The 23,266-nt window shown below is 43.9% G+C and carries 22 protein-coding genes and 2 rRNA genes; 12 read left to right on the top strand and 12 right to left on the bottom strand.

Annotated elements, in window-relative coordinates:
* Positions 1 to 11: 11 nt before the first annotated feature.
* Both rrf (BZA03_RS13785) and rrf (BZA03_RS13780) read left to right on the top strand, forming a co-directional pair.
* Positions 12 to 127: ribosomal RNA gene (gene rrf / locus BZA03_RS13785) — 5S ribosomal RNA — on the top strand.
* A 141-nt stretch (positions 128 to 268) separates the two neighbouring features.
* Positions 269 to 384, top strand: a 5S ribosomal RNA gene (gene rrf, locus BZA03_RS13780).
* Between the two features lie 374 nt (positions 385 to 758).
* Here the strand turns inward: rrf (BZA03_RS13780) and BZA03_RS13775 are convergent.
* The 9 genes from BZA03_RS13775 to BZA03_RS13735 all read right to left on the bottom strand — a co-directional run bounded on the left by BZA03_RS13775 (position 759) and on the right by BZA03_RS13735 (position 11,418).
* Positions 759 to 1,289, bottom strand: coding sequence for an acyloxyacyl hydrolase (locus BZA03_RS13775; protein ID WP_014975262.1), 531 nt, complete (start codon positions 1,287 to 1,289; stop codon positions 759 to 761).
* A gap of 136 nt (positions 1,290 to 1,425) precedes the next feature.
* Complete coding sequence (locus BZA03_RS13770; protein WP_110289067.1) at positions 1,426 to 2,256, bottom strand: ABC transporter substrate-binding protein; 831 nt, start codon at positions 2,254 to 2,256, stop codon at positions 1,426 to 1,428.
* Positions 2,237 to 3,028: a hypothetical protein gene (locus BZA03_RS13765; protein ID WP_069943475.1), complete on the bottom strand. Its 792-nt coding sequence runs from the start codon at positions 3,026 to 3,028 to the stop codon at positions 2,237 to 2,239. The genes BZA03_RS13770 and BZA03_RS13765 overlap by 20 nt, the downstream gene beginning before the upstream one ends.
* 142 nt (positions 3,029 to 3,170) lie before the next feature.
* Positions 3,171 to 6,260 carry an error-prone DNA polymerase gene (locus BZA03_RS13760; protein ID WP_110289066.1) on the bottom strand — a complete coding sequence of 1,030 codons (3,090 nt, stop codon included), beginning with the start codon at positions 6,258 to 6,260 and terminating at the stop codon, positions 3,171 to 3,173.
* A 36-nt stretch (positions 6,261 to 6,296) separates the two neighbouring features.
* On the bottom strand, positions 6,297 to 7,784 hold the full coding sequence (locus tag BZA03_RS13755; RefSeq protein WP_110289065.1) for a DNA polymerase Y family protein: 1,488 nt from the start codon (positions 7,782 to 7,784) through the stop codon (positions 6,297 to 6,299).
* Complete coding sequence (locus BZA03_RS13750) at positions 7,784 to 8,533, bottom strand: recombinase RecA (protein ID WP_110289071.1); 750 nt, start codon at positions 8,531 to 8,533, stop codon at positions 7,784 to 7,786. Before BZA03_RS13750 ends, BZA03_RS13755 begins: the two co-directional genes overlap by 1 nt.
* 247 nt (positions 8,534 to 8,780) lie before the next feature.
* The gene (locus BZA03_RS13745; protein ID WP_110289064.1) at positions 8,781 to 9,290 is read right to left on the bottom strand and encodes a hypothetical protein; all 510 of its coding nucleotides are present in this window, start codon (positions 9,288 to 9,290) and stop codon (positions 8,781 to 8,783) included.
* Between the two features lie 2 nt (positions 9,291 to 9,292).
* Positions 9,293 to 11,044 (bottom strand): DUF885 family protein, encoded by a 1,752-nt coding sequence (locus tag BZA03_RS13740; RefSeq protein WP_039236670.1) that lies wholly within the window; start codon positions 11,042 to 11,044, stop codon positions 9,293 to 9,295.
* Positions 11,045 to 11,082: 38 nt separating this feature from the next.
* Entirely contained in the window at positions 11,083 to 11,418 is a 336-nt protein-coding gene (locus tag BZA03_RS13735) for a DUF1820 family protein (RefSeq protein ID WP_061438894.1), read from the bottom strand.
* Between the two features lie 188 nt (positions 11,419 to 11,606).
* Here BZA03_RS13735 and BZA03_RS13730 point away from each other — a divergent pair, with 188 nt between their 5' ends.
* Positions 11,607 to 13,244, top strand: coding sequence for a M28 family metallopeptidase (locus BZA03_RS13730; protein ID WP_014947750.1), 1,638 nt, complete (start codon positions 11,607 to 11,609; stop codon positions 13,242 to 13,244).
* A 243-nt stretch (positions 13,245 to 13,487) separates the two neighbouring features.
* Here the strand turns inward: BZA03_RS13730 and slmA are convergent, their stop codons facing one another.
* Together slmA and coaBC are read right to left on the bottom strand one after the other, a co-directional pair.
* The gene (gene slmA / locus BZA03_RS13725) at positions 13,488 to 14,075 is read right to left on the bottom strand and encodes a nucleoid occlusion factor SlmA (protein ID WP_012516568.1); all 588 of its coding nucleotides are present in this window, start codon (positions 14,073 to 14,075) and stop codon (positions 13,488 to 13,490) included.
* Between the two features lie 115 nt (positions 14,076 to 14,190).
* On the bottom strand, positions 14,191 to 15,420 hold the full coding sequence (gene coaBC / locus BZA03_RS13720; RefSeq protein ID WP_110289063.1) for a bifunctional phosphopantothenoylcysteine decarboxylase/phosphopantothenate--cysteine ligase CoaBC: 1,230 nt from the start codon (positions 15,418 to 15,420) through the stop codon (positions 14,191 to 14,193).
* A gap of 209 nt (positions 15,421 to 15,629) precedes the next feature.
* Here coaBC and radC point away from each other — a divergent pair, with 209 nt between their 5' ends.
* The 9 genes from radC (at position 15,630) to mutM (ending at position 22,667) form a co-directional block, all read left to right on the top strand.
* On the top strand, positions 15,630 to 16,307 hold the full coding sequence (gene radC / locus BZA03_RS13715) for a DNA repair protein RadC (RefSeq protein WP_110289062.1): 678 nt from the start codon (positions 15,630 to 15,632) through the stop codon (positions 16,305 to 16,307).
* 92 nt (positions 16,308 to 16,399) lie between these two features.
* Positions 16,400 to 16,753 carry a hypothetical protein gene (locus tag BZA03_RS13710; RefSeq protein WP_110289061.1) on the top strand — a complete coding sequence of 118 codons (354 nt, stop codon included), beginning with the start codon at positions 16,400 to 16,402 and terminating at the stop codon, positions 16,751 to 16,753.
* Positions 16,754 to 16,847: 94 nt separating this feature from the next.
* A complete protein-coding gene (locus BZA03_RS13705; protein ID WP_110289060.1) occupies positions 16,848 to 17,537 on the top strand; it encodes a YjbF family lipoprotein in 690 nt (229 codons plus the stop codon).
* Positions 17,537 to 18,286, top strand: coding sequence for a capsule biosynthesis GfcC family protein (locus BZA03_RS13700; protein WP_075177674.1), 750 nt, complete (start codon positions 17,537 to 17,539; stop codon positions 18,284 to 18,286). The genes BZA03_RS13705 and BZA03_RS13700 overlap by 1 nt, the downstream gene beginning before the upstream one ends.
* On the top strand, positions 18,283 to 20,385 hold the full coding sequence (locus BZA03_RS13695; RefSeq protein ID WP_110289059.1) for a YjbH domain-containing protein: 2,103 nt from the start codon (positions 18,283 to 18,285) through the stop codon (positions 20,383 to 20,385). Before BZA03_RS13700 ends, BZA03_RS13695 begins: the two co-directional genes overlap by 4 nt.
* 337 nt (positions 20,386 to 20,722) lie before the next feature.
* A complete protein-coding gene (gene rpmB / locus BZA03_RS13690; protein ID WP_014947757.1) occupies positions 20,723 to 20,959 on the top strand; it encodes a 50S ribosomal protein L28 in 237 nt (78 codons plus the stop codon).
* A gap of 11 nt (positions 20,960 to 20,970) precedes the next feature.
* The gene (gene rpmG, locus BZA03_RS13685; protein ID WP_012516577.1) at positions 20,971 to 21,126 is read left to right on the top strand and encodes a 50S ribosomal protein L33; all 156 of its coding nucleotides are present in this window, start codon (positions 20,971 to 20,973) and stop codon (positions 21,124 to 21,126) included.
* A 266-nt stretch (positions 21,127 to 21,392) separates the two neighbouring features.
* Entirely contained in the window at positions 21,393 to 21,857 is a 465-nt protein-coding gene (locus BZA03_RS13680; RefSeq protein ID WP_039226967.1) for a hypothetical protein, read from the top strand.
* Positions 21,858 to 22,667: a bifunctional DNA-formamidopyrimidine glycosylase/DNA-(apurinic or apyrimidinic site) lyase gene (mutM, locus tag BZA03_RS13675; protein WP_014947759.1), complete on the top strand. Its 810-nt coding sequence runs from the start codon at positions 21,858 to 21,860 to the stop codon at positions 22,665 to 22,667.
* Between the two features lie 18 nt (positions 22,668 to 22,685).
* On the opposite strand, the gene coaD is transcribed toward mutM, so the two are convergent.
* A complete protein-coding gene (gene coaD, locus BZA03_RS13670; protein WP_014947760.1) occupies positions 22,686 to 23,174 on the bottom strand; it encodes a pantetheine-phosphate adenylyltransferase in 489 nt (162 codons plus the stop codon).
* Between the last annotated feature and the right edge of the window lie 92 nt (positions 23,175 to 23,266).

Raw genomic sequence — 23,266 nt, 5'->3', positions numbered from 1 at the left:
TACCAGTTTTTCCTGGCAGCCATAGCGATACGGTACCACCTGACTCCATTCCGAACTCAGAAGTGAAACGTATTAGCGCCGATGGTAGTGTGGGGTTTCCCCATGTGAGAGTAGGACACTGCCAGGTCCCAATTAAAGAAACCCGCCTAACGGCGGGTTTTTTGCTTTATATAGAAGCTATAGCATTTTATGTATGCGAGCTCACAGAATTTAGTAAGGTTGAGAGTTCTCAGCTTTACGCAGTAATTGCTACTGCAAACCAGTTTTTCCTGGCAGCCATAGCGATACGGTACCACCTAATTCCATTCCGAACTTAGAAGTGAAACGTATTAGCGCCGATGGTAGTGTGGGGTTTCCCCATGTGAGAGTAGGACACTGCCAGGTCCCAATAAGAAGAACCCGCCTAACGGCGGGTTTTTTGCGTCTGGAAGAAACAAAAAATGGGGTCAGAGTACATTAATCCCCAATCTTCCCCCCTTCAAAACATCAAAAAGGGGTCAGAGTACATTAATACTTCTAATACTCCTCGAAATCAAAACAGCCCTTAACGAAATGCTCGAGAAATGAAAATGTACTCTGACCCCCAATTATGGGCAGAAAGCCTTTACTCCCTTATCATAAAGAGGCCGAGGGACAAGTCAGCTTGAATATAGAATAATGGGGTCAGTGTACTTTTTTGAATGAATGATCTTAACAGCGTAACAACACAGCCTAGCGTCGTTGTTTGCAGTGCAGAAATGTACTCTGACCCCATTTCTTTAAAAGTGGTAGGCGTAGGATAGGTTCAGGAAGTCTAATCCGGGGTTGTCATTGTTGAAGCCGCCGTTTGAAAAGTGCATATAGCGCAGTGCGACATGTTGTTTCTTATCGATCTCTACAAACACACCTAATCTGTCTTCGAACTGATAGTTAGATCCAATATCTTTACCAGCGACTTTCTGATTACCTATGTAACTCGCTCCTATCCCCGCTTCTATATATACGGGATATTTGTCATACAGCGTTGAAACCTGTTTCATAAATACAGGAGTTAATGACGCGCCGTAGCTTGTACTATGCGTATCGTTTTCACCATACTCCCACACTACGGCACTCACTTCCCAGTATAGCTTTAGGTCGCCAAACCAATCAGTAGTAAGCGTTTGTTCAAGTGGCCTGTACGCGAAGCGCATACCATCGATATCGTCAAAGCCGTGCATATAATCTACACTCACAGTTTGTTTCGCTTGTACGCTACTTGCAGTGAAAATAATGAAAAAAGAAAATAGAAGTAGTGATGCCTGTTTCATAATTGCTCCTTGATCTGATAATCAACAAGCAAAATTTTTTCCAATTAAAAATTATTGTAATTTCAAAGAGATAATAAAAACTAAATGCCGAACTATTTCACGCGAGTAGTGTAATTTACTGACACTGTTGAAGTTTTTACAAAGGTGTCCAGCGTGTATCTGCACTTACATGTTGCTCTTCCATCAGACGCTCGATCAGTTGCTTTGTATCTTCAATACCATACTTCGCTTTAATTTTATTTATGCTTTCAGATTCTGAAAGTATGAATGTATTGAGCTCGGCAATGATCTCGGGGTGTTTTAAGGTTGATAGCGAAAATGAGACAACGTTGTGTGGCAGGGTTAAATCAGCGGCAAATGGTCCCATTTGCGGAAAGCGACGAGCAACGTTTTTAGCGGCATTATATTCCACATCTAAAGCATCTACTTTATCGCTCTGTAGAAGATTAAGCCCATCATAAATACTGTTTACGCCTGTTACCTTAACGGTACCGTTCTTAATTTGCTGTTCCCACTTTACAGGGGAAAATCCGTCTGGCGTGGCAAGTTTTTTTATATGAGTAATTCCTTTACCAAGGTTATCTGTTTTAACCAAAGTCACGGCGAATGTTTCTGCCAGAGGTTCAGAATATACTTTGTTAAGGCTATGGGTTATTTGATCATACCATCTGGCGTTATCAGGAAAGACAAAGTCTACATTGCCTTTTTTCAATTCTATTTGAAGGCGTTTAACTGGCATGCTCAAGTATACAAAGCGATGTCCGCTTTGCTTTGAGAATGCTTCAAGAATAGCCCAACCCAACCCCTTTTCATGATCCGATGAAAAGTTGTAATACGGATAATATTCAATATTTTGAGCGCCTACGATATAGGTGTCGGCTGAAACAAAAGGGCTTGAAAGTGTGCATGCAACTGGTAGTACAACCATTTGCACAAAGCGACGAATACTATTTCCAAACCTCTTCAATTTTCAATCCTTGTTCTATCAAAAGCTTCTGAGACAACTGCTCGAAAGGGGTTATTCCGTATTTTGTTTTTATACTATCAATTAATTCTGGATTTGAGGATATGAACTTATTAAGTTCACTAATAATGTCTTGATGATAAAGCGTAGATAGGGAAAAAGGAATTTCATTATGTGGAAGCGTCAAATCTAAAGTAAATGCGTCTTGCTCATATGATAGAGGAGCAGATCGCTGGCTAACGAAATACTCTAAATCTAACCCGTCTACACGTTCTTGGTACAAAAGCGCCAAGCCTTGTTGAATATCCGTAACCCAAGTTATTTGGGTACGTTGAGTGTCTATTCTTTCTTGCCAATTTACCGGTGTGAAGCCTAACGGCATGGCGAGGTTTTTAATCTTTTCGATGCCTTTCCCAGCGTTCTGTCGTTTTACAATTGTCCCCGTTACTGCGCTGGTTAATGGGAGGGAAAAGTACTTGTCATTTGAAGTGGTAATGCTGTTATACCAGCCTCTATTATCAGGGTATACAAAGTCAACATTACCTTTAACTAACTCGAGTTGAAGCCGTCTTATAGGCAAGCTTAAATACACAAACTCGTGTCCCGAAGCTTCAGAAAAAGCTTCTAAAATTGACCAGGCAACCCCTTTATCTGTTGATGATGCAAAATCGTAATGGGGGAAATAAGCTAAGTTTTGTGCGCCAATCACATATTTATCTGCATAAATATTAAGGCTAAACAAACAGCCAATGAAAAGCCCAATACATCGCATCATTCTAAACTCCAAAATGACTACAGCAATTTACAATATACAAATAAATTATCTTTGAAGCATTTCCTTGAGAGGAAGTTTTTTAATACAAAAATAAATCGCATAGCTATACACCATAATTTATCGTTTTGCGGGTGTAAAATACTCAGTGAAAATCTCTTGAACTTAATGACAGCTTTTCGAGCCACGGCGTCCGATCAATAAGCTTACCTGCGATGATATGAATAACTCCCTCTTTGGAGCGTTCAATAATACCATTTACCTGTAACAGTTTAGCTTTTAAGAATGTTTGTTGCTGAGCACGAGCGGTAGCTTGCCACACCACAACGTTCATATTGCCTATATCATCTTCTAAAGTTAGAAAGGTAACGCCTGCGGCTGTACCCGGGGCCTGTCGACCTGTTACTGCGCCAAGCACTTTTACAACTGATTTATTTGTCTTGTCTTTAAGTGAATTAGACCAGCTTATGTCTTTAAGCTTATGCCGCTTCTTGAGTAAAGAAATAGGGTGGTTATTTACCGATAAGCCGGTTGAGGCATAGTCTTCAAGTAAGTTTTCTGCCTCGGTCGGTGCAGCACCCAGTGGTGTGGCATTTTTATCTGCATAAAAATCGTCAGTATCAAACAGTGGTAAACGCGTTTGAGTATCCATAATTCGCCAGCGAGTTTCATATCGATTGCCTGAAATCGTGCGAAGGGCATCGGCGCTGGCCAGTGCCTCTAGTTCGTGACTTTTAAGCGATAGCTGCTGTAATTGTTCAACATTGGTGTAGCTTTTGTCTGAACGGTTTTCCACGATAAGCTGAGACGATGCTTCACTTAAGCCTTTAATAAGCTTAAGACCAAGCTGAATGTATTTTTCTTGGCCTTGTACCACCAAAGAATGCTCAACGTCAGACTGGTTAACACAGGGCGCTTCTACCCGTATGTGATGACGCTTAGCGTCTTGAACTAACTGAGACGGAGAATAAAACCCCATGGGCCAGCTATTTAATAGCGCTACGTAAAACTCAACGGGAAAGTAAAACTTCAACCAGCAAGATACATAAGCTAATACTGCAAAAGATGCTGAGTGCGATTCAGGAAAGCCGTAACCTGCAAAGCCTTTTATTTGTTCAAATAAGTTGTGGGCGAACGTACTGTCATAGCCTTTATCCGTCATCCCCTTAATGAGCTTGTCTCTGAATTCAAAAATTCTACCGTCTTTTTTCCAGCTCGCCATGGCGCGACGCAGTTGATCGGCTTCTCCGCCACTGAAGCCAGCTGCAACCATGGCAAGCTGAATCACTTGCTCTTGGAAGATAGGCACGCCCATGGTTCGAGACAGAACTTTCTCCACATCTTTAGATGGGTAGCTAATGGTTTCGTTGCCGTGTCGGCGTATCAAATAAGGGTGGACCATATCACCCTGAATCGGACCTGGCCGTACAATGGCTATTTGTACGACCAAATCGTAATAGCGACGAGGTTTGAGCCTTGGCAGCATAGACATCTGAGCCCGTGATTCTATTTGAAAAACGCCTACCGTATCGGCCCGACAAATCATATCGAAAACCTGTTTGTCATCTCCGAGCTTAGTAATGAACGGAATACTGGTTTCAACAGGGTATTGTTTATTGATAAGAGAGAATGCACGACGTATAGCGCTCAACATCCCAAGCGCCAGTACATCCACTTTTAAAAGGCCTAAGGTTTCAATGTCGTCCTTATCCCACTGAATAATAGTACGCTCTTCCATCGCGGCGTTCTCAACAGGAACAAGATCGTAGAGCGGCCCTGCGCTAATAACAAAACCGCCTACATGTTGCGACAAATGTCGGGGCGTGCCCAGTAAAGCTTCGGTAAGGGTAATTAACTGCTGCACCCTAGGCTCTTCAGGGTTTAGCCCAAGCCCCGCCAGCTGAGATTTCCACGGAATAACGCTGTCTCGGCGATTAATCTGCTTTACCACAAAATCAAGCTGTGATTCGCTAAAGCCCAGCGCCTTGCCCACATCTTTAAAAGCCGACTTAAAGCGATAGCAAATAACCGTAGCCGCGATAGCGGTTCTTTCCCGGCCGTACTTTTGATAAATGTATTGGATGACCTCTTCACGGCGTTGATGCTCAAAATCCACATCAATATCTGGCGGTTCGTTACGCTCTTTGGAAATAAAGCGCTCGAACAGCACACTTATTTGCCTTGGGTCTACTGCGGTTATTTCCAAGCAATAGCACACTACCGAGTTGGCCGCAGAGCCGCGCCCTTGATACAAAATACGTTGTCGCTTGGCAAACTGAACAATGTCGTAAATGGTTAAAAAGAAATACTCATACTCTTGCTCGGCAATAAGCGTAAGTTCTTTTTCTATGGTTTGGCGAATATCAGGGGTTATACCTTCAGGAAAGCGCACTTTTATGCCGGCCTCTACACGTTCCCGCAAATACGAAGTGGGCGTATACCCTTCAGGTACAAGCTCTGCAGGATAGTGGTAGCGCAGCTCTTCTAAAGAAAATGTGAAAGCGTGAGCAAGGGCATTGGTATTGGCAATCCATTTCTCAGGGTAAAGCTTTTTAATTTTTTGTACGGTTCGCAGACTACGCTCTGCATTACTCAACGCATCCCGACCTATTTTGTCTACACTGGTATGCACGTTAGTAGCATGCAATACATGTTGAAGCGGTAGTCTGTCAGCGTGATGCATGAGTACACCTGTACAGGCAATAACAGGAAAAGGATAAGCAGACTGCAGATGATTGTAATGCGCAAACCTGTGGTGATCTCGTCCGTCTAATAGGCGCTGAGCGCCAATATAAGCATCAATGCTCGGGTGTTTTTGCAGCCATTCAGCCCAATGCTTGTCTTTAGCTTCTTTGCCACTTGGTAGCCAAATGAATTTGCAATGGCGAATGGTACGCAAGTCCCACTCGGCTAGTTGGTATTCACCTTTCTCAGAGCGACGCCTCGCGTTAGTAATAATTCGGCATAGTTCGCTATAGGCCGCTTTGTTCGGGCACAACAGCACAAAAGATAAAGTGTCATCAAATACAAAGTAACTACCCACAATAAGCGTAATTGGTAGGCCCTGATGCTTAATTTCGTCGAAAGCCCGTACCACTCCCGCTACTGAGCATTCATCGGTAATGGCAAGTGCGTCGTAACCAAGGAAAGAAGCCGTGGTAACAAGCTCTGCGGGGGAAGAGGCACCGCAAAGAAAACTATAATTGCTTTGGCAAAAGAGCTCACTGTATTTCATGATATTGCCTTTACCTTTTTCTTTAACCGCATACCGCTAGCAAAAAAGGCCCTGCACCCACCAGCAGTTCTCTTCATCTTTAAACACTAAAAGCCTTACGCATTGCTCAGTTTGGGCGATGAAATAATCACGCTTTGTTGGGCTGTCATGCCACCACTCGCTATGTAATCGCACGGGGCCAAAGCAAATTTGGGTAGCCTGAATAAGCGGTTTAGGTACATCAAAAGTGAAGGTGGGCGTAATGTCACTGCTATAAGCATAATTACGGGTGCAGTTACCGACGCTCGACTCCGTCACCGTCATATATTCAAACTGATGGCTGTCGGCAGCGCGAGGTTGAAACGTACTGTTATCGCCTAGCTTCGCGTTTAAGCGCCCAATTAATTGCTTTTGTGCAATATCGTTAAATCTGTCGCTAAAAAAGTCGCCATTCTGCGTATCCATTTCTTCAAATTGCTGACAGGTAAGCGCAATGGCTGTGGCTGGTTCAGGTAGCTCTAGATTCTCAGTTTTAAGACTAAACAAGGGCAGCCAACTTTGTACTGAAGACTGAGGCAGTGCCGAACGTATATTAATATCCATTACAGGTGCTTCTCTGAAATGAATATGTACACTGATGCTGGATGTATATAAGTTTCTTGCCCGTAAATAGTGAGACAAATGCTCAAACTGCTGGGTGACAAAAGGGGTTAGATGCTGTGTGTTTTCAATATCAAAAGGCAATAGGATAAAGTTATCGAAGTGCTCCAAAGGCCTAAATAACGTAACGCGTGGAAAGGTTTCTCCCCTTAACGCAGTAAGATACATAATAGTGTTATTGTCAAAGCGCCGACCCAGTTCTTGTACCGGCATGGCAAGCAACTGTTGTACGCAGGAAACGCCCACCCTTGCCAAAGAGTCAATGACTTTGGGAGATAGAGCCGTAATAGAAAGCGGGCACGCACTTAGCGCTTTTTTTATGTCATCGGATGTATGTAAGTAGGTATTAAATTTATGAAGCGCTAATACTTTTGCGGCCTCAATTGTCCATGCGCTAGCAAAATGATAACGAATATCTGCTTCAGCCAGAGCTTGAGTTAAGGTTTTCCACAGTGGCGTATGGCCGCCATAGTAATGAGTTAGGTTATCTAGCCTTACTGCCAGACCGCTGACACTATTCGAGTGAATGTGGTTGTCTAATACGATGTCAGAAGCCAGTGGGTAAAGCCGATGGGCTAACTGCGTCAGCATATGCTTTTCGGCTTCTTCACTGAAAGGCAGAATATGTACGTAAGGGCATAGCGCCGCCGCTTGAGCTAGCCCATGCCCAATTTCAATACCTTCTTTTCTCGCAATATCATTACACTGCGTAATTTTGTTTGTTTTACTGTAGTACACCGCAACGGGGGTATTCGACGCTAACGATGAATACTGGTTGTTAGTTTCGTGTTTCGGCAATTGGCTATGTGCACGTTTACTTCTAGCCGCTTTGATGTGGCTGTCTAAAGTTAGTTGGTAGCAGTAAATATAAGCCCACAGCATCATTAGCTCACAGAGTGTAATGCCTGATCGGAAAGCGTGTTGTGTGCCATGGCCCATTTAATAGCCTGATTGTCGGGTGTCCACCGATGGGAAATAACAATGTTATCTTTGGGCCACCCATGACGCTGCTTGCGTATGTTCACCGCCAAAGCATGGGGATTGCCTTTTAGCGCAATATCCAACGTGATGGGTAATGCACTGTCGCTTTCATTCGACAGGTTGGCTTGTGAATCACTTAAGCTGGCCTTTGGGTAACCTAACTGTGAGGCCTGCTGTTGCGGTGGAGTATACAGTAAGCACAGCGCATCATTATGCGTTGCTGCTACCTGTAGGCGTCGTGCTTCTTTTTGATTTACAGCATTACTCCACAGCACTACGCAATGGCAAGCCGTACTTTTTAAACATTGCTCTGCTGCCCACAACGACTCTTGTTCAGAACCTGGTTTTACTACCAGCACTTGTTGCGCTTTAAGCCCCAAGTTTTCTAACCACGGCGACTGTAGTAGCCCGGGAGGGTTAATAAATACCACCAGCTTATGCGTACGGTGTTGGCATATAACCTGTTTAAAGAGTGAAAGTTCACCCATGCCGGTTAACGAAGAGATACGGACAAGACCTGTAGATGCAACGCCACCGTTAAGTGCTTTATCCAGACGCGGAAAACCCAGTGAAAACTTGGTTTCACTTTGTCTTTGATCTCTGGCCCGCCAAATATGCGGGTGGTTATTAAGCACGGATAACGATTTATTCATGGCACTCAAAATAAACTGTATTTTTATACAGTATTATAGTGCAGCAATAACCCTTTTCAAGACAAAAGGTTTTTGGCTTGTTGTTTTAAGTGCTAACTTACTGATTAGTCTGGAAAGGTAAAAAGATTAAACTTTTAAAAGTGTAGGAACATGGCTAGGGTCGCTGACCTTACTACATAGCAAAGCAGACGACCCTGCCATACAGTTAGCGCTGTATAAGCGCTAACGAGGGACATAGAGTAAAATGTTACTCTTCAGATGGTTCTTTTTGAGCCTTTGTAGTCGTGCCACTTACTGTTGCTGTAACGGTTTGGCAAAAAGCAATGAAGCCGTCGGCCGTATTTTTTGACCACACCATACGTACGTTGCTAGGGAGTGCTTTCACCACCTCACGAATTTCCTCAAGCGTCACTTCTTCATTAAGCAGCACCTTGTTCAGTGATTCCTCAAATGACATCCCTTTCTCACAACAGGCCATGACGATAGTCGAAAAGTTGCGCATAAGCGGGTGCAGCGCATTGTATTGAGTTTGGTCGATAAGGCGGCTTTTATAGGCACTTTCAATACGCGCAGTAAGATTTTTCTCCAGCGCATCTGTAACAAGAACAAGGTTGCGGTAAGCATACGTAACCTTGTTGTTGGTCTGTTTATTCGAGTGACGCAATAGCGCCAGCTCTTTCTGTAAATTCTGCGCTCGCAGCACAAAGTAAATTAAAAACAGGATAAGTAATCCAACAACACCAAATGCAACGATCATGTTTATTGTGCCTTTTGTTCTTCTATAAACGTGTTGATGTTTTGCTCCAAGATAAACAGTGGAACTGAGCCGTTTTCTAACACGGCGCGGTGGAATTTACGCACATCAAAACGCTCGCCTAATGCTTTCTCTGCTTTCTTGCGAAGGCCTTTAATTTTGATTTCACCAATCTTGTAAGACAAGGCTTGCGCTGGCCAAGAGATATAGCGGTCTATTTCAGTATTTACGTTGTGTTCTGAAAGCGCGGTGTTTTCCATCATATAATCAACCGCTTGTTGACGGCTCCAGCCCATCGTGTGCATACCGGTATCCACAACCAAACGACACGCACGCCACATTTCGTAGCTTAAGCGACCGAAGTTGTCGTACGGCGTTTCGTAAATACCTGCTTCAATACCCAAAAACTCAGAGTACAGACCCCAGCCTTCACCAAACGCTGAAATATAGGTGTTACGACGTACCATCGGTAAGTCTTCAAGCTCTGCTGCCAACGATATTTGAAGGTGGTGGCCAGGCACTGCTTCGTGCAAGGTCAGTGCAGGCAATGCATACAAAGGGCGCTTATCAAGGGCATACGTGTTTACCCAGTAATATCCTGGCTGGTCATCGCGGCTAGGATGAATGTAACGGCCCGTTGTATATTTGGGCGCGATAGCGTCTGGTACAGGCGCTACACCGTAGGGTGTTCTTGGCAGATACTCAAAGAGCGAAGGAAGTTTTGCGTCCATTTTCTTTGCAATAAACGACGCCTCTTTCAGCAAATCTTCAGCGCTGGTGGCATAGAATTGCGGGTCTTCGCGTAAAAACGTAATGAATTCGTTAATGTCGCCATCAAAGCCAAGCTCATCCACAATTTGCTGCATTTGCGCGCGAATGCGTTTTACTTCAGACAAACCTAAATCATGGATTTCCTGAGGCGTCATATCCGTGGTGGTGTAATGCTTGGCTCTATTGGCGTAATACGCCACGCCATCAGGCCAGTTATTCGCGGCAATATCTTCACGGGCGTTGGGAATGTATTCGTCTACCATGAAGTCGTAGAACATTTGATATGCAGGCAATACGCTGCTGTTTATGGCTGCCTTGCCTTGCTCCGTTAGCGCTGATTTTTGCTCGGCAGTAAAGTACTCTGGGAAACGGGTAAATGGAGAATAAAAGCCACTGTCCACTGCATTTTCAACAATGTATGACGCCACCGAGTTCTCAAACCCTTTCAGCACGACTTTAGGTTGCGTGTAGCCTTCTTTTAGCGCCTGTTTCATATACGCAATTTGTTGGTCAAAATAAGGCTTAAGCGCATTTAGGCGGCTAATGTAGGCCTGATAATCTTCTACGCGCTTAAAGGTGGATAAATTAGGAAGCGAGGCCATTGCACCGTGAAAGCCATATTCTGAATTGATAGGCACTAAATGCGCGCGATACGTATATTCGTCCACATAGTTAGCTAAACGATATTGTTGCATCAGCAAGGCAATATAAGCATCAGTAGAGATGTCTTCTTTTTTATACTGACTTAAGGCCTTTTGAAAAGTACGCCATTGTTCATTTTGTGCTTTCAGGGCTTTGGGAGAGTTGTCTGGTAATACGTGAGCGAGTGAAGTATCGCCTTCGCGAGAAGCTAGAAGCGGGGAAACCGAAAGCTCGTATTGCCAAATGTCATCAAGTAGTTGATACAAGCTTTCATCGTTAAGGTCCTTTGCAGATGAGCTAACGCTGCAAATAAATAATAATGCTGCTAAAACATAGCGATACATAAGGGTCTCCGGCAACCTTCACCGGAATGACCCGGCGGTTACTCTTTCGTTGGTGTATATATTGGACTAGGGAAAGCAGTTACTTTATCAGATTTATTTTCTAATTTAGTAATTTTGGCTGAACCTTTTTTATTTACGGCGTCAATGCGCAAAATGTTGTGCATCGGTACATAAGTTTTTGTTACTTCAGAAAATTCGGTTTTCAACCTTTCATGACTAGGGTCTACAACAACACTTGTGTGAGTATCCCACACAAAGTCACCTATCTCGATAAAGCCAAACAAAGCGCCCTGCATAAGGCTTTTTACGTATAACTCATAGCGCTCACCGTTGCTGATGAACTGAACGCGGTAAAGAATGTCGTCTTTTGACATAGATGCTGCTCTTCACTAAAAAATATAAAAACACCCGGAAGCTGAGCCGGTATGTGGCTAACAATTTTACCTTGCTCATAAAATGCGAGCAACGGTAGGAAACACATGGTAAACGTTAGTAGTTTAATGGTATTCCGCCTATCAACTGCGTTACCATGATGCACACTTAGTTATATGGTGAAATTAGAATGATAAAAAAACTCCTTATAGGTAGTGCAATGACAGCAATGACCTTTGCTGCTACTGCCCATAACCACGCATCGACAGACAATGCTTTTAACCCTGATACACAGCGAATCAAATCGCACCTGTTTTTCCTAGCAGATGATTTGCTTGAAGGTCGTGACACGGGCTCTCGTGGCCATGAAATTGCGGCGCTATATATTGCGACCGAATTTGCTAAATATGGTTTGAAGCCAGCGGGTACAGACGGCTACATGCAAAACGTAGCGTTTCGCAAAGCGAATCTGGTTCAAGAGTCTCCCAAGTTTACTTTCACGCAAAACGGCGAAACCGTCGATTTTGACTACCCGAAAGAATATCTAGCTAGCCCGAGCTTGCTTAGCACCGAGGCTAATGTAAAAGGTGAAATGGTCTTTGTGGGCTACGGCATTGTGGCAGACGAGCTATCTCACAACGATTACAAAGACTTAGATGTGAAAGGTAAGGTTGTTGTAGCGCTTGCTGGTAAGCCAAGCGACTTTCCATCAGAAGAGGGCGCTCACTTTGCGTCTGGCTATCAAAAGCAAAAGTATGCGGTAGACAATGGCGCTATTGGCATGATCACTATCACAACGCCTAAAAATGAAAAGGTACGCCCTTATCAAAGCCGTTTGAACTACATCCATACGCCGCGTATGGCATGGTTAGACGACAGTGGTCAGCCTGCAAACAGCTTTTCTCAGCTTAAAGGTGGCGCTTACATGAGTGAAGGCGCTGCACGTAAGTTATTTGAAGGCGCAGAAAAGAGCCTTGATGACGTTTATGCACAGCTTGAAGCCGACAAAGTACCGCAAGGCTTTGCGTTAAACGGCGTGGTTGATATCAGTAAGACGAGCGTACACGACACCATCACTAGCCCAAATGTTGTGGGTGTACTTGAAGGTTCTGACCCAGAGCTTAAAAACGAGTACGTGGTTTTCTCTGCTCACTCTGACCATATCGGTTTTGCCAAGACCGTGAAGAAAGACAATATTAACAATGGCGCCATGGACAATGCGTCTGGTACGTCAGTGATGTTAGAAACTGCACGCCTGTTTAGCGAAATGGAAGAAAAGCCAAAGCGCTCAATTCTGTTCGTATCGGTAACGGGTGAAGAGAAGGGCCTGCTAGGTGCAGACTATTTTGCTCGTAATCCAACTGTACCGGTTACTTCAATGGTGGCGAACGTAAATCTAGATATGCCAATTTTGACTTACGAGTTTGCAGACGTTATTGCGTTTGGCGCGAACCACAGTGATTTGCAAGAATCAGTGGAAAAAGCGGCGGCGAATGCCAACATTGAACTAAGCCCTGACCCATGGCCTGAGCAAGCGTTATTCACTCGCTCAGATCACTATGCGTTTGTAAAGCAAGGTGTGCCTTCAGTGTTTATGGTGCCGGGTCTGAAGTCTAAAGATCCTAACGTAGATGGCAGCAAGGTGTTTGGTCAGTTCTTATCTACGCACTACCATAAGCCTAGCGACGACATTAACCAGCCATTCAACTGGAATGCAGCAGAGACTTTCACCAAGGTTAACGCGCAAATTGGTTGGACACTAGCAAACCAAAAGAACAAGCCTAAGTGGAACGACGGCGATTTCTTTGGAAACACGTTTAGCAAGTAAGTCCATATTTATTAAACATTAAAAAGCAGCATTTTTATGCTGCTTTTTTTGTGCCTGTAGCTTACGGACAGTGACTGAAATAATGAATTATGTGCATGTTGGAACGCTGAGGGCTGAGCTCGGCAGCTATTTGATTTCATCACACTTTTCACATTAATTTTGAAAGGTGTCAATGCAATATAGGATGGGAACAAGCAAGAAAAAAGGCGCTTGAAAGCGCCTTAGTCGTAACTTAATTGGGTTCTAAACAAACATTTGCTTGAAAGCAGCCCATTGTTCATTGAACTGCTCAGTTGGCTTACGCGTAAATCCACTACGGATAAAGCCATTAATACGGCCATCGGTGTAGCAAATCATCATGTTGGCGATAATAGCTTCATCTGCAGAAAGGGTTTTACCTTCGCGTAGCTTGCGCTCTCTTAGCACTTGTTTAAGCTGCGTTTCTAAACGCTCGAAAAGCTTTGCTATGCGCGCGCGCAACCGGTCTTGTTCACCCATTAACGCATCACCATTTAATATTCGAGTAATACCCGGGTTCTTCTCAGCAAAGCCCAAAATAAGATGAAGAATAAGCTGACAACGCGTAAGCGAGTCTTTCTCTTCATTCACAATCTTATTGATGCGCGTGAAAAGTGTTTCTTCAATAAACTCGATAAGCCCTTCAAACATTCGCGCTTTACTTGGAAAGTGACGGTAAAGTGCCGCTTCAGACACTCCCACTTTTTCCGCTAATTTAGCAGTAGTGATACGTTGACCTGGGCTGGTTTCTAACATTCCAGCAAGTGCTTGCAGAATTTGAGCTCTGCGATTTGTTTTTTTGACAGCAGGCATGACGAAAGTATTTCCTCCGCTACCGAGTTATAGCAACTCGGGCTCCATGTTAAGTTGGCTTACACCAAAGCGTTTATATTTATCGTTTTTATTATCGACACTTAATAAGCATCTGTTAGTTTTTATTGTTTAAAGCGTAGCGCTCTGCAATAAGTGCAAGTAATTGACCCGCTAACTCGTTTTTACTGGTTGCAGCTAATCGTTTATCACCATCTTGCCATATTACGTGTAGTGCATTTTTATCACTGTTAAATCCCAGACCCTCGGCAGTAATATCGTTAGCCGCAATCATGTCTAGCTTCTTTTTGGCTAGCTTCGAGCGCGCATAATCTTCTACATTTTGGCTTTCGGCCGCAAAGCCCACACAAAATGGTCTGTCTTGGCTGGTGGATATGGTTGCTAGAATATCAGGGTTTTTAACAAAAGTAAGTGTTAACTCATCACCGGTTTTCTTAATTTTATTGTCGGCAACGCTCACGGCCTTGTAATCTGCTACAGCAGCCGTACTAATAAATATATCTGTGGAGGCTTTAAGCGTTTGACAAGTATTAAGCATTTCCTCTGCGGTAGTGACATTAATACGGTCACAGCATTCGGGCGTTTCAAGCGACACAGGACCTGCCACTAAGGTTACATTTGCCCCCGCGAGTGCTGCTGCCTGAGCGATGGCAAACCCCATCTTTCCAGAGCTGTGATTTGAAATATATCGCACAGGGTCCAAAGGTTCTCTGGTTGGTCCCGCTGTTATCGTAATATTCTTTCCCGATAACGCCTTTAGCGACGAAGAAAGGGATGAAGCGTTTCTCTCTGCGTCATTTATTACATTGGCAATATCAACAGGCTCAACCATTCGACCTGAACCCACATCGCCACAGGCTTGTTCACCACTTGCCGGGCCAATAAAGGTTACGCCGTGCTCTTTTAAAATATCGATGTTGCGCTTTGTTGCTACCGCTTTCCACATTTGTTGATTCATGGCAGGAGCAATAAAGAGTTTCGCTGTTGTTGCAAGGTACAGTGTAGTCAGCAAGTCATCTGCCATACCGTGAGCAAGCTTAGCAATGGTGTTTGCGGTTGCGGGGGCAACAAGTAGGATATCAGCCCACTTTGCCAATTCAATATGCCCCATTGCGGCTTCAGCAGCAGGATCAAGCAGCTGGCGATGCACTGGATTTCCTGACACAGCCTGAAGTGATAATGAACTAACGAACTCTGCGGCAGAGTCTGTTAGAACCACACGCACGTTTGCGCCTAACGCAGTAAGCTTGCGCACAAGATCAGGTGCTTTATAAGCGGCAATCCCGCCAGTAACACCTAGCAAAATATTTTTATTAGCAATAAACATAGAAGAACACAAAATCTCGAAATTAGCGTTAGCCTACCATGGTGACAAAAAATCGGATAGCTGAACGAAAGTAGGTCTTGTTTCGACTGTGGCATGTAAGCAGTGCCTACCGGTGTCAAAAATCAATGATAAACCCGCCTTTTATACAGTCGTTTCTTTGTCACCATTCATCTATAAACAACCTTTTATAGAATAGTCGGGCTAGATGAATGTCGATAAAAGTATGGCCAAAGAATGAAAGGCCAAGAGAAAAATTATTGCAGCATGGGGCTGAAAACTTAAGTGATGCTGAACTCATCGCTGTCTTGCTGGGAAAAGGTGTGAAAGGAAAAAGCGCTGTGTCTGTGGCACATGAACTTCTCAACGAGCTAGGCTGCTTACGGGGTGTGGTAACGGCAACGAAAGAACGGTTTGCCAAAATAACGGGAGTTGGACCGTGCAAGTATGCGCAGTTTCAGGCGGGCTTTGAAATATTTAAACGCAATTTAGAAATAAAACTGAAGCGTCAGGACGTTTTTAATAATGTAGACGACACCAAGCGTTATCTACAAGCGAAACTAAGAGATTGTGAGCGGGAGAAATTTGCGCTTCTAATGCTTGATAGCCAGCATCAGCTTATTGCTTTTCGCACTATGTTTAACGGGACGATCAACAGTGCAGCGGTCTATCCAAGAGAATTGATCAAACAAGTAATGATCGATAATGCAGCCGCGATCATTTTGGTTCATAATCATCCTTCAGGCGTTGCTGAGCCTAGTCATGCGGACATACGATTAACCACAGAGATCAAAAGCGCAATGGCGTCGATCGATGTGCCAGTTTTAGATCATTTTGTGGTTGGTGATAAAGAAACTGTTTCATTCGCACAGCGAGGCTTGTTAAGATAAGAAATCTAAGTCATTTGTCGATTATAATCTAGTCAAATGGTTGAAAATGATTTAGCATAGGATTTAGTGGGTTATTTTATTAAAGGACTGTTATGAAGAAGTCAATCATTGCATTATTTGCAGCTGCAACTATGGTTGCAGGCGTTAACGCACAAGACGGTGAAGGTGGTAGTGGTACTACTGGCATCGGCGGCGTAAGCGGCGGTATGATCGCGTCTGGTGTTGTTGTTGCGGGTATCGTTGCGGGTGTTGTAAACAACAACTCTGCTGATGCACCAGGAAATGGCGGCACTACTCCGGGTGAACCTACTTGTGAAGGTGACGACCAAATCGTTGATGGTGTGTGCGTAGGTACAACCGAAACTGTTACTGTAACTACCTCTGGTTCTGTAACAAAAACCATCACCGTACCTGTTACATTTACTTACGCACCGACCGTACAGTAAATTTAAGAGTATTCGAAAAAGCCGCTTTTTTTAGCGGCTTTTTTTATTTTTATAGCAAAGTTCATTTGTTTTTAGTTTTTGTCGGCGCATTTTAATGAAACTACACACTTTATTTGCCCTTTCGGGTGTTGTTTGCCTTTTTCTTTCCGGATGTTCCACCACGTCACTAGCGTATTACAACACGCTGAAGCTCGCGCTAAAAGATAGAACAGTTAGTTATACCGTTGAAGAGATTGTTGCTAGTAAAGCTGATCTTATGCAAATTAAAGCGGGCGGAAGAGATGCAGCCTCGCTTGCCCTTGCGTATATCGATGGTGAAAAGTACCGGTGGGTATCTGGTGATAAAGTCATCTTCACCATGCACCATGGCATTATCGTTAAAACTGAAGGTTTGGATCACGACCTATACTACACGGGAAATCTTCAGCACAACCCGCTTGCCACCAACAATGTTCTGCCATTCAATTGGAAACGCAAAGTTGATATTGCTTCCATCGGTTACGGTGTGCCGGTTGACTCATCTTGGCGAATAGAAGGGGAAGAAACCCGCGAATATTTAGGTTTTTCTGTTCCGGTAATTAAGGTTATCGAAACCGTAGAATTTTCTGAATACACGCCATTTATCGACGTAGGGTTGTCGTGGGAAAACACGTATTTCTTGCACAAATACTCGAAGGAACTTCTGGCCTCAAAGCAGCAGTTCAGCCCTGAAGGAGACGTTTACGATATGGTTTATTTAAGCCGAGTAGTACGTGAGATGAAGTCACAAGGAGCAACGCAATAATGAAGTATATCTATACGCTTTTTATTGCCCTAGGCCTTACTGCAGCTACCAAGTTATATGCAAATGATAACCTTGTTAGTGTCATGATAAACAAGCAAACCTATCAGTTCGACAGGCCAATACGACTATCAAGCATACTGTCCATTGTTGCTGATAATGGTGATTGGTACTGGCCTTCAGCTTCAGCTTTTGATTTAGCTAACCCTAAAGCTGAAGAAGAGAAAGAGATAGCGCTATCTCAAATTAGCGGGCTGCTCAATCAATTTGATGCCGATTCTGAAACACATAAAGCCCTTCAAAATCTCTATGATCAGGTAAGCTCATGGACGGTGTCTACACGCATAGACATGCCAATTTCCTACAATCGAGCAAGGTTGTTTTTTGAAGACAACCCTATGTTTCAGCCAGGCAAATACTGGATTCGACTAAATGGAAGACCTGACGTTGTGCATTTCTCTGGCGCTGTAGTAAAGCCTGGTGCGTACAAGCATCAAAGCGATACGTCGGTTTATACGGCTGTTCACACGGTGAAAAAAGCGGTTGATGCCGACAGAAGTCATGTCTACGTAATTGATCCAATGGGAAATATTGAAGAAAAGGGTATTGCTTATTGGAATTTAGATTTTGGGCAGCTGATGCCGGGCAGCCAAGTCTATGTTCCTATCTCATCAGAACTCTTTAGCAATAAACTTAAGCAACTAAATGAGCGCGTAGCCGCTTTAGCAGTACATAGGGTTTTACCTCAATGAGTGCGCCACTACTTTCTAAGAAAAAAACACTCGCGCTTGTAATTGGCAGCGCGCTTTCTTCTACCGCTTTTGCTGATACTCAAGTTCGCGTTACTCCTTCGCAGATGGTGCAGGGCGGAAATGGTCTTATTCAAACACCAACGGCTCGTATGCGAGACGAAGGTGGAATGGCCATTAACTATACCGACAACGGCGAATATCGCTTCTGGTCTGTTAACATTCAGCTTTATGATTGGATGGAAGCAACTGCCCGTTATACTGACGTGCGCACAAGACTTTACAGTCAAGTTGAATCATTCAGTGGTGATCAAACGCTGAAAGATAAAGGCTTAGACGTTAAATTCAGATTATGGAAAGAAAGCTACTATCTGCCAGATATCAGTGTCGGCTTCAGAGACTTTGGTGGAACAGGCTTTTTTGAAAGTGAATACGTCAACGCCAGTAAGTCTATCGGTCCATTCGACTTTCACCTTGGCTTAGGCTGGGGATATCTTGGTACAGCCGATGACATCAGCAACCCGTTTTGCGAGCTTAAAGACAGCTTCTGTGAACGCCCAGGGGGCTTCTCTGGCCGCGGTGGTAAGGTAGACTACGACCAGTTTTTTAAAGGAACAACCGCATTTTTCGGTGGTGTGGAATACCAAACACCATGGGAGCCGCTAACGCTAAAGCTTGAGTTCGAAGGGAATGACTATTCTCGTGACAGAGCTGGACAGCTAGAGCAAGATTCTCGCTGGAATGTTGGTGCAGTGTATCGTTATAAAGACTTCGATTTCACGTTGAACTATCAACGAGGTAATACTGTTGGCTTCGGCGTTACGTATCGCTTTAATATGAATACGGCTTCGCAAATAAAGTTCGATGAACCACCTAAGAACCTGATGGGTAGAAAGGTGCCACAAGACGTGAAAGATGTTGATAAATCCCGTCTTTACAATGACCTTTACCGGTCGGGGGGCTTTGTACTGTCTGATGCTGAAATTAAAGAGGACAGCGCTACGTTTTACGGTACACAGGTTGCCTATCGTGACCAGGATGAAGCCATTGAGCGAATTGGTCGCGTGGCGGCCTCAGAGCTTCCAGATTCCGTAAAAACCTATCATGTCGTAGACAATCGCGCAGGTCTTCCTTTAGTAGACACGCAGGTGGATGCCGAGGCCTTTATTGCTGCAGCGCGTTACGAATCTGTTGACGCAGATATCACTGAAACCTACGTCAGAACATCACCCTCAAAAGAAGTGCTCGACGCCTATGATCCTGCCAATACATCTGGCTTCTACTACAGCGCAGATTTCTTCTTTACCCAATCATTCGGTAACCCAGAAGATTTCTATCTGTATCAAACCGGATTATTGCTAAACGGCGGTTATGCTTTTAACGAAAACTTTGCAATCATGAGCAGTGTCAGGGTTACGCTTCTAGATAACTTCGACAAGTTTAACTACTTGGTAGATAACGAAGAAGTGTCGCTACCTCGCGTGCGTACTCGAGTTCGTGAATATGTGTCAGCAAACGATGTATGGCTAGATACAACATTCTTACATTACAAAGACACCATTGCAGAAGACCTCTATGCTCAAGCGTACGCGGGTTATCTAGAAACCATGTTTGCTGGTGTAGGCGGTGAAATACTGTATCGTCCCGTTGATAGTAATCTAGCTTACGGACTTGATATCGCTTACGTAAAACAGCGCGATCCTTACAGTCAAACAGGTTTGGAAGACTACACAGCGGTCACTGGACACGCTAGTGTCTATTGGCAGCCAGAATTCTTAGACGACACGCAAATTACCGTAAGTGCTGGACAATTCTTAGCCAAAGATAAAGGCGTGAATATCGATTATGCGAAGCGTTTCGATAGCGGTATCATTGTTGGTGCATATGCGGCATTCACTGATGTATCGTCAGAAGAATACGGCGAGGGAAGCTTTACCAAAGGCTTCTATATTTCCATACCTACAGATCTGTTCTTGTTAGAACCTACCAAAGGTCGCGGATTATTCCCATGGGTGCCAATTTCTCGTGATGGCGGTCAAATGCTGCGTCGACCCACTCGTTTGATTGACATGACTGAAATAAGGTCACCATTTTTTGATTAAATAGAAATACGCCGCGTTCGCGTGGCGTTTATTCTCGTGCGGATATCTTAGATGCTGCAATGCGAATATAAAATTAAAGCGTAGATTGCGTATTTATTCATAGCCTAACCGCTTAGGGAAAAGTACAATACGGGCCGTGAAAAATGAGAGCTGGTAGTTTTTCGAGCAAAAAAAAGCCAAAAAGTAACCTTTTTGTACTTTCTTATTGAAATGATCCTGCCTTTGCTGTATAAAATGCGCCCTCTAATTTATAGTAATACGTCATTTGACCCAACCACTGTTTGAGCGCTTGGGATTAACTGACGCGACAGTTATCGTTGTTCTGGAGACAAATACAATGTCAAGAGTATGCCAAGTAACAGGTAAGCGTCCAACGGTTGGTAATAACCGTTCACACGCAAGAAATGCGACTCGTCGTCGCTTTTTGCCAAACCTTCAAACACACCGTTTTTGGGTTGAGAGCGAAAACCGTTTTGTAAAACTACGTTTGTCTGCAAAAGGCATGCGTATCATCGACAAGAAAGGTATTGATTCAGTACTAACTGACATCCGTACCCGTGGTGAGAAAATCTAAGGAAGCCGACAATGCGTGATAAAATTAAACTAGTTTCTTCAGCAGGTACAGGTTTCTTCTACACTACTGATAAAAACAAGCGTAACATGCCTGGCAAAATGGAGATCAAAAAGTATGATCCCGTTGTGCGTAAGCACGTTATGTTCAAAGAGGCCAAAATCAAGTAATTAGCTTGCTTTTGTCTCCACGAAAACCCAGCCCTTGCTGGGTTTTTTGCTTTTTGAAGAAAATATTTCTACTTCATCACGTCACGATCCCACCGGATCCCATATTCGACGAACCACGATCCCTTATCTTTGTCTTGCGATCACTGCTTTCTCCCACTTACTTTTTTCCAGCAGGTCCTAGGTTTTCTTTGAATTGAATTAGCTTATATATTGGCTAGGTATTACTATATTCCTAATTTCAGGACTCATATTTAACGGAAAGTCAGGTGGCTAGAATTTCTCAGCGAGCAATGAATAACGTGGTCATTATTGCCATGCTTATCATGATTGCATTGTTCAACTTAGACAGTCTTGTACCTAAGAAGGACGTTGTTCAATCTCGCAGCCTGTTACCTGAAGACGCTTATGTGTTAAAAATAGAGCACGATGGCCATAGCTTAGAGCGAGTTGGGCAGCAGTGGCGCCAGTCAGGTCAAAATACAGTCCTCGCCATCAAGCCGGATGTTCAGTTTTCCCATTGGCAACGGGCAAGGCTTGAGCCGGCCACTGACGTACCCGAAGCGATTACCAACGTACAGCCTTACATCGTCGTAGTATGGCTCGCAGGCAATAATAACGGCAATGTTTACGCCATCTATCCGAATACATCACCTGTTGTGATCAAATTTGAAAATAATTGGTACACATTAACCAACACCGAACTTGATAATCTTTTACCTTGGATACTGTAAATGCCTGAACTACCAGAAGTTGAAGTAAGCCGTTTGGGCGTTTCTCCACACCTTATTGGCAATACCATTACGCAGGTGGTGGTGCGTGAGCGAAGAATGCGCTGGCCCATTCCACAAGAGGTAGCGAACGTTGAAGGGCAGAGCGTTATTGCTGTAAAACGCCGCGCTAAATATCTACTTATTGAAACAGCCAAAGGCACGTTAATTTTGCATTTAGGCATGTCGGGTAAATTACGCGTTATCGATGCGTCGACACCAATTATTAAGCATGACCACGTAGACATTGTTTTAAACACCGGTAAGTGCTTGCGTTTTAACGACCCAAGGCGCTTTGGTGCAGTGTTATTTCAGGCCCCTGATATGCAAATAGCCATGCTTGATAACTTGGGCCCAGAGCCGCTTACAGACGACTTTGACGATAAGCGCTTATTTAAACTATCGCGCAATAGAAAAGGCCCCGTTAAAAACTTCATTATGGATAACGCCATTGTGGTAGGTGTAGGAAACATCTACGCGAACGAAGCACTGTTTTTAGCTGGTATAGACCCGCGAAGAGCCGCAGGAAACATTAGCGCTGCTCGCTATCAGTCGCTAACTGCAACCATTAAGCAAGTATTGGCCAAAGCCATTGAACAAGGCGGCACAACATTAAAAGACTTTGCGCAAACCGACGGTAAGCCTGGGTATTTTGCACAGCACTTGAATGTGTATGGGAGAAAAGGCGAGCCTTGTGAAGTGTGTGGAAAAGCCATCGAAAGTAAGGTTATTGGGCAGCGAAATACCTTTTTCTGTACTCACTGCCAACGCTAATACACTTACTATTGGTGCTTAATCTTTCTTGCTCAGCCGGTCTTTTAAAGCTTTCTCAACTACTGGGTGGCAAAAGCCACTCACTGCACCCCGGTGAAGAGCGACTTCTTTTACTAGGGTGGACGAGATAAATGAATTCTCCTCAGCTGGAGTAAGAAAGACACTTTCTAGCTTGGGGTTTAAACGGCGATTCATATTTGCGAGTTGAAACTCGTATTCGAAATCAGAAACTGCGCGTAAACCACGAATGAGAATTGTGGCATTTTGTTCGTCAGCAAAATCAGCCAATAAACCAGTAAACCCCACTACTTCAACATTTGGTAAGTCAGCAGTGACTTTTTTTATCATTTCTACGCGCTCTTCTAACGTAAACAGTGGCTTTTTACTTGGGTTAGAAGCAATCGCTACAATCACATGAGAAAATAACTGAGATGCGCGTTCAATAAGGTCGGCATGACCGTTAGTGATCGGGTCGAAAGTACCAGGGTAAAGTGCTCTAGTGTGCATAAAGTCGAATCTTTTCGTTGTAGAGGGTTTATGTGTTCAACGTGGCTAATGTAACACATTATTAGCTTATACCAATCCGCTTACCACATGTG

The sequence above is a fragment of the Alteromonas sp. I10 genome, assembly GCF_003201515.1.
Classification (GTDB): domain Bacteria; phylum Pseudomonadota; class Gammaproteobacteria; order Enterobacterales; family Alteromonadaceae; genus Alteromonas; species Alteromonas macleodii.
Note: the sequence above shows the minus strand (reverse complement) of the source record. Positions and strands in the feature narration are given on the sequence as shown.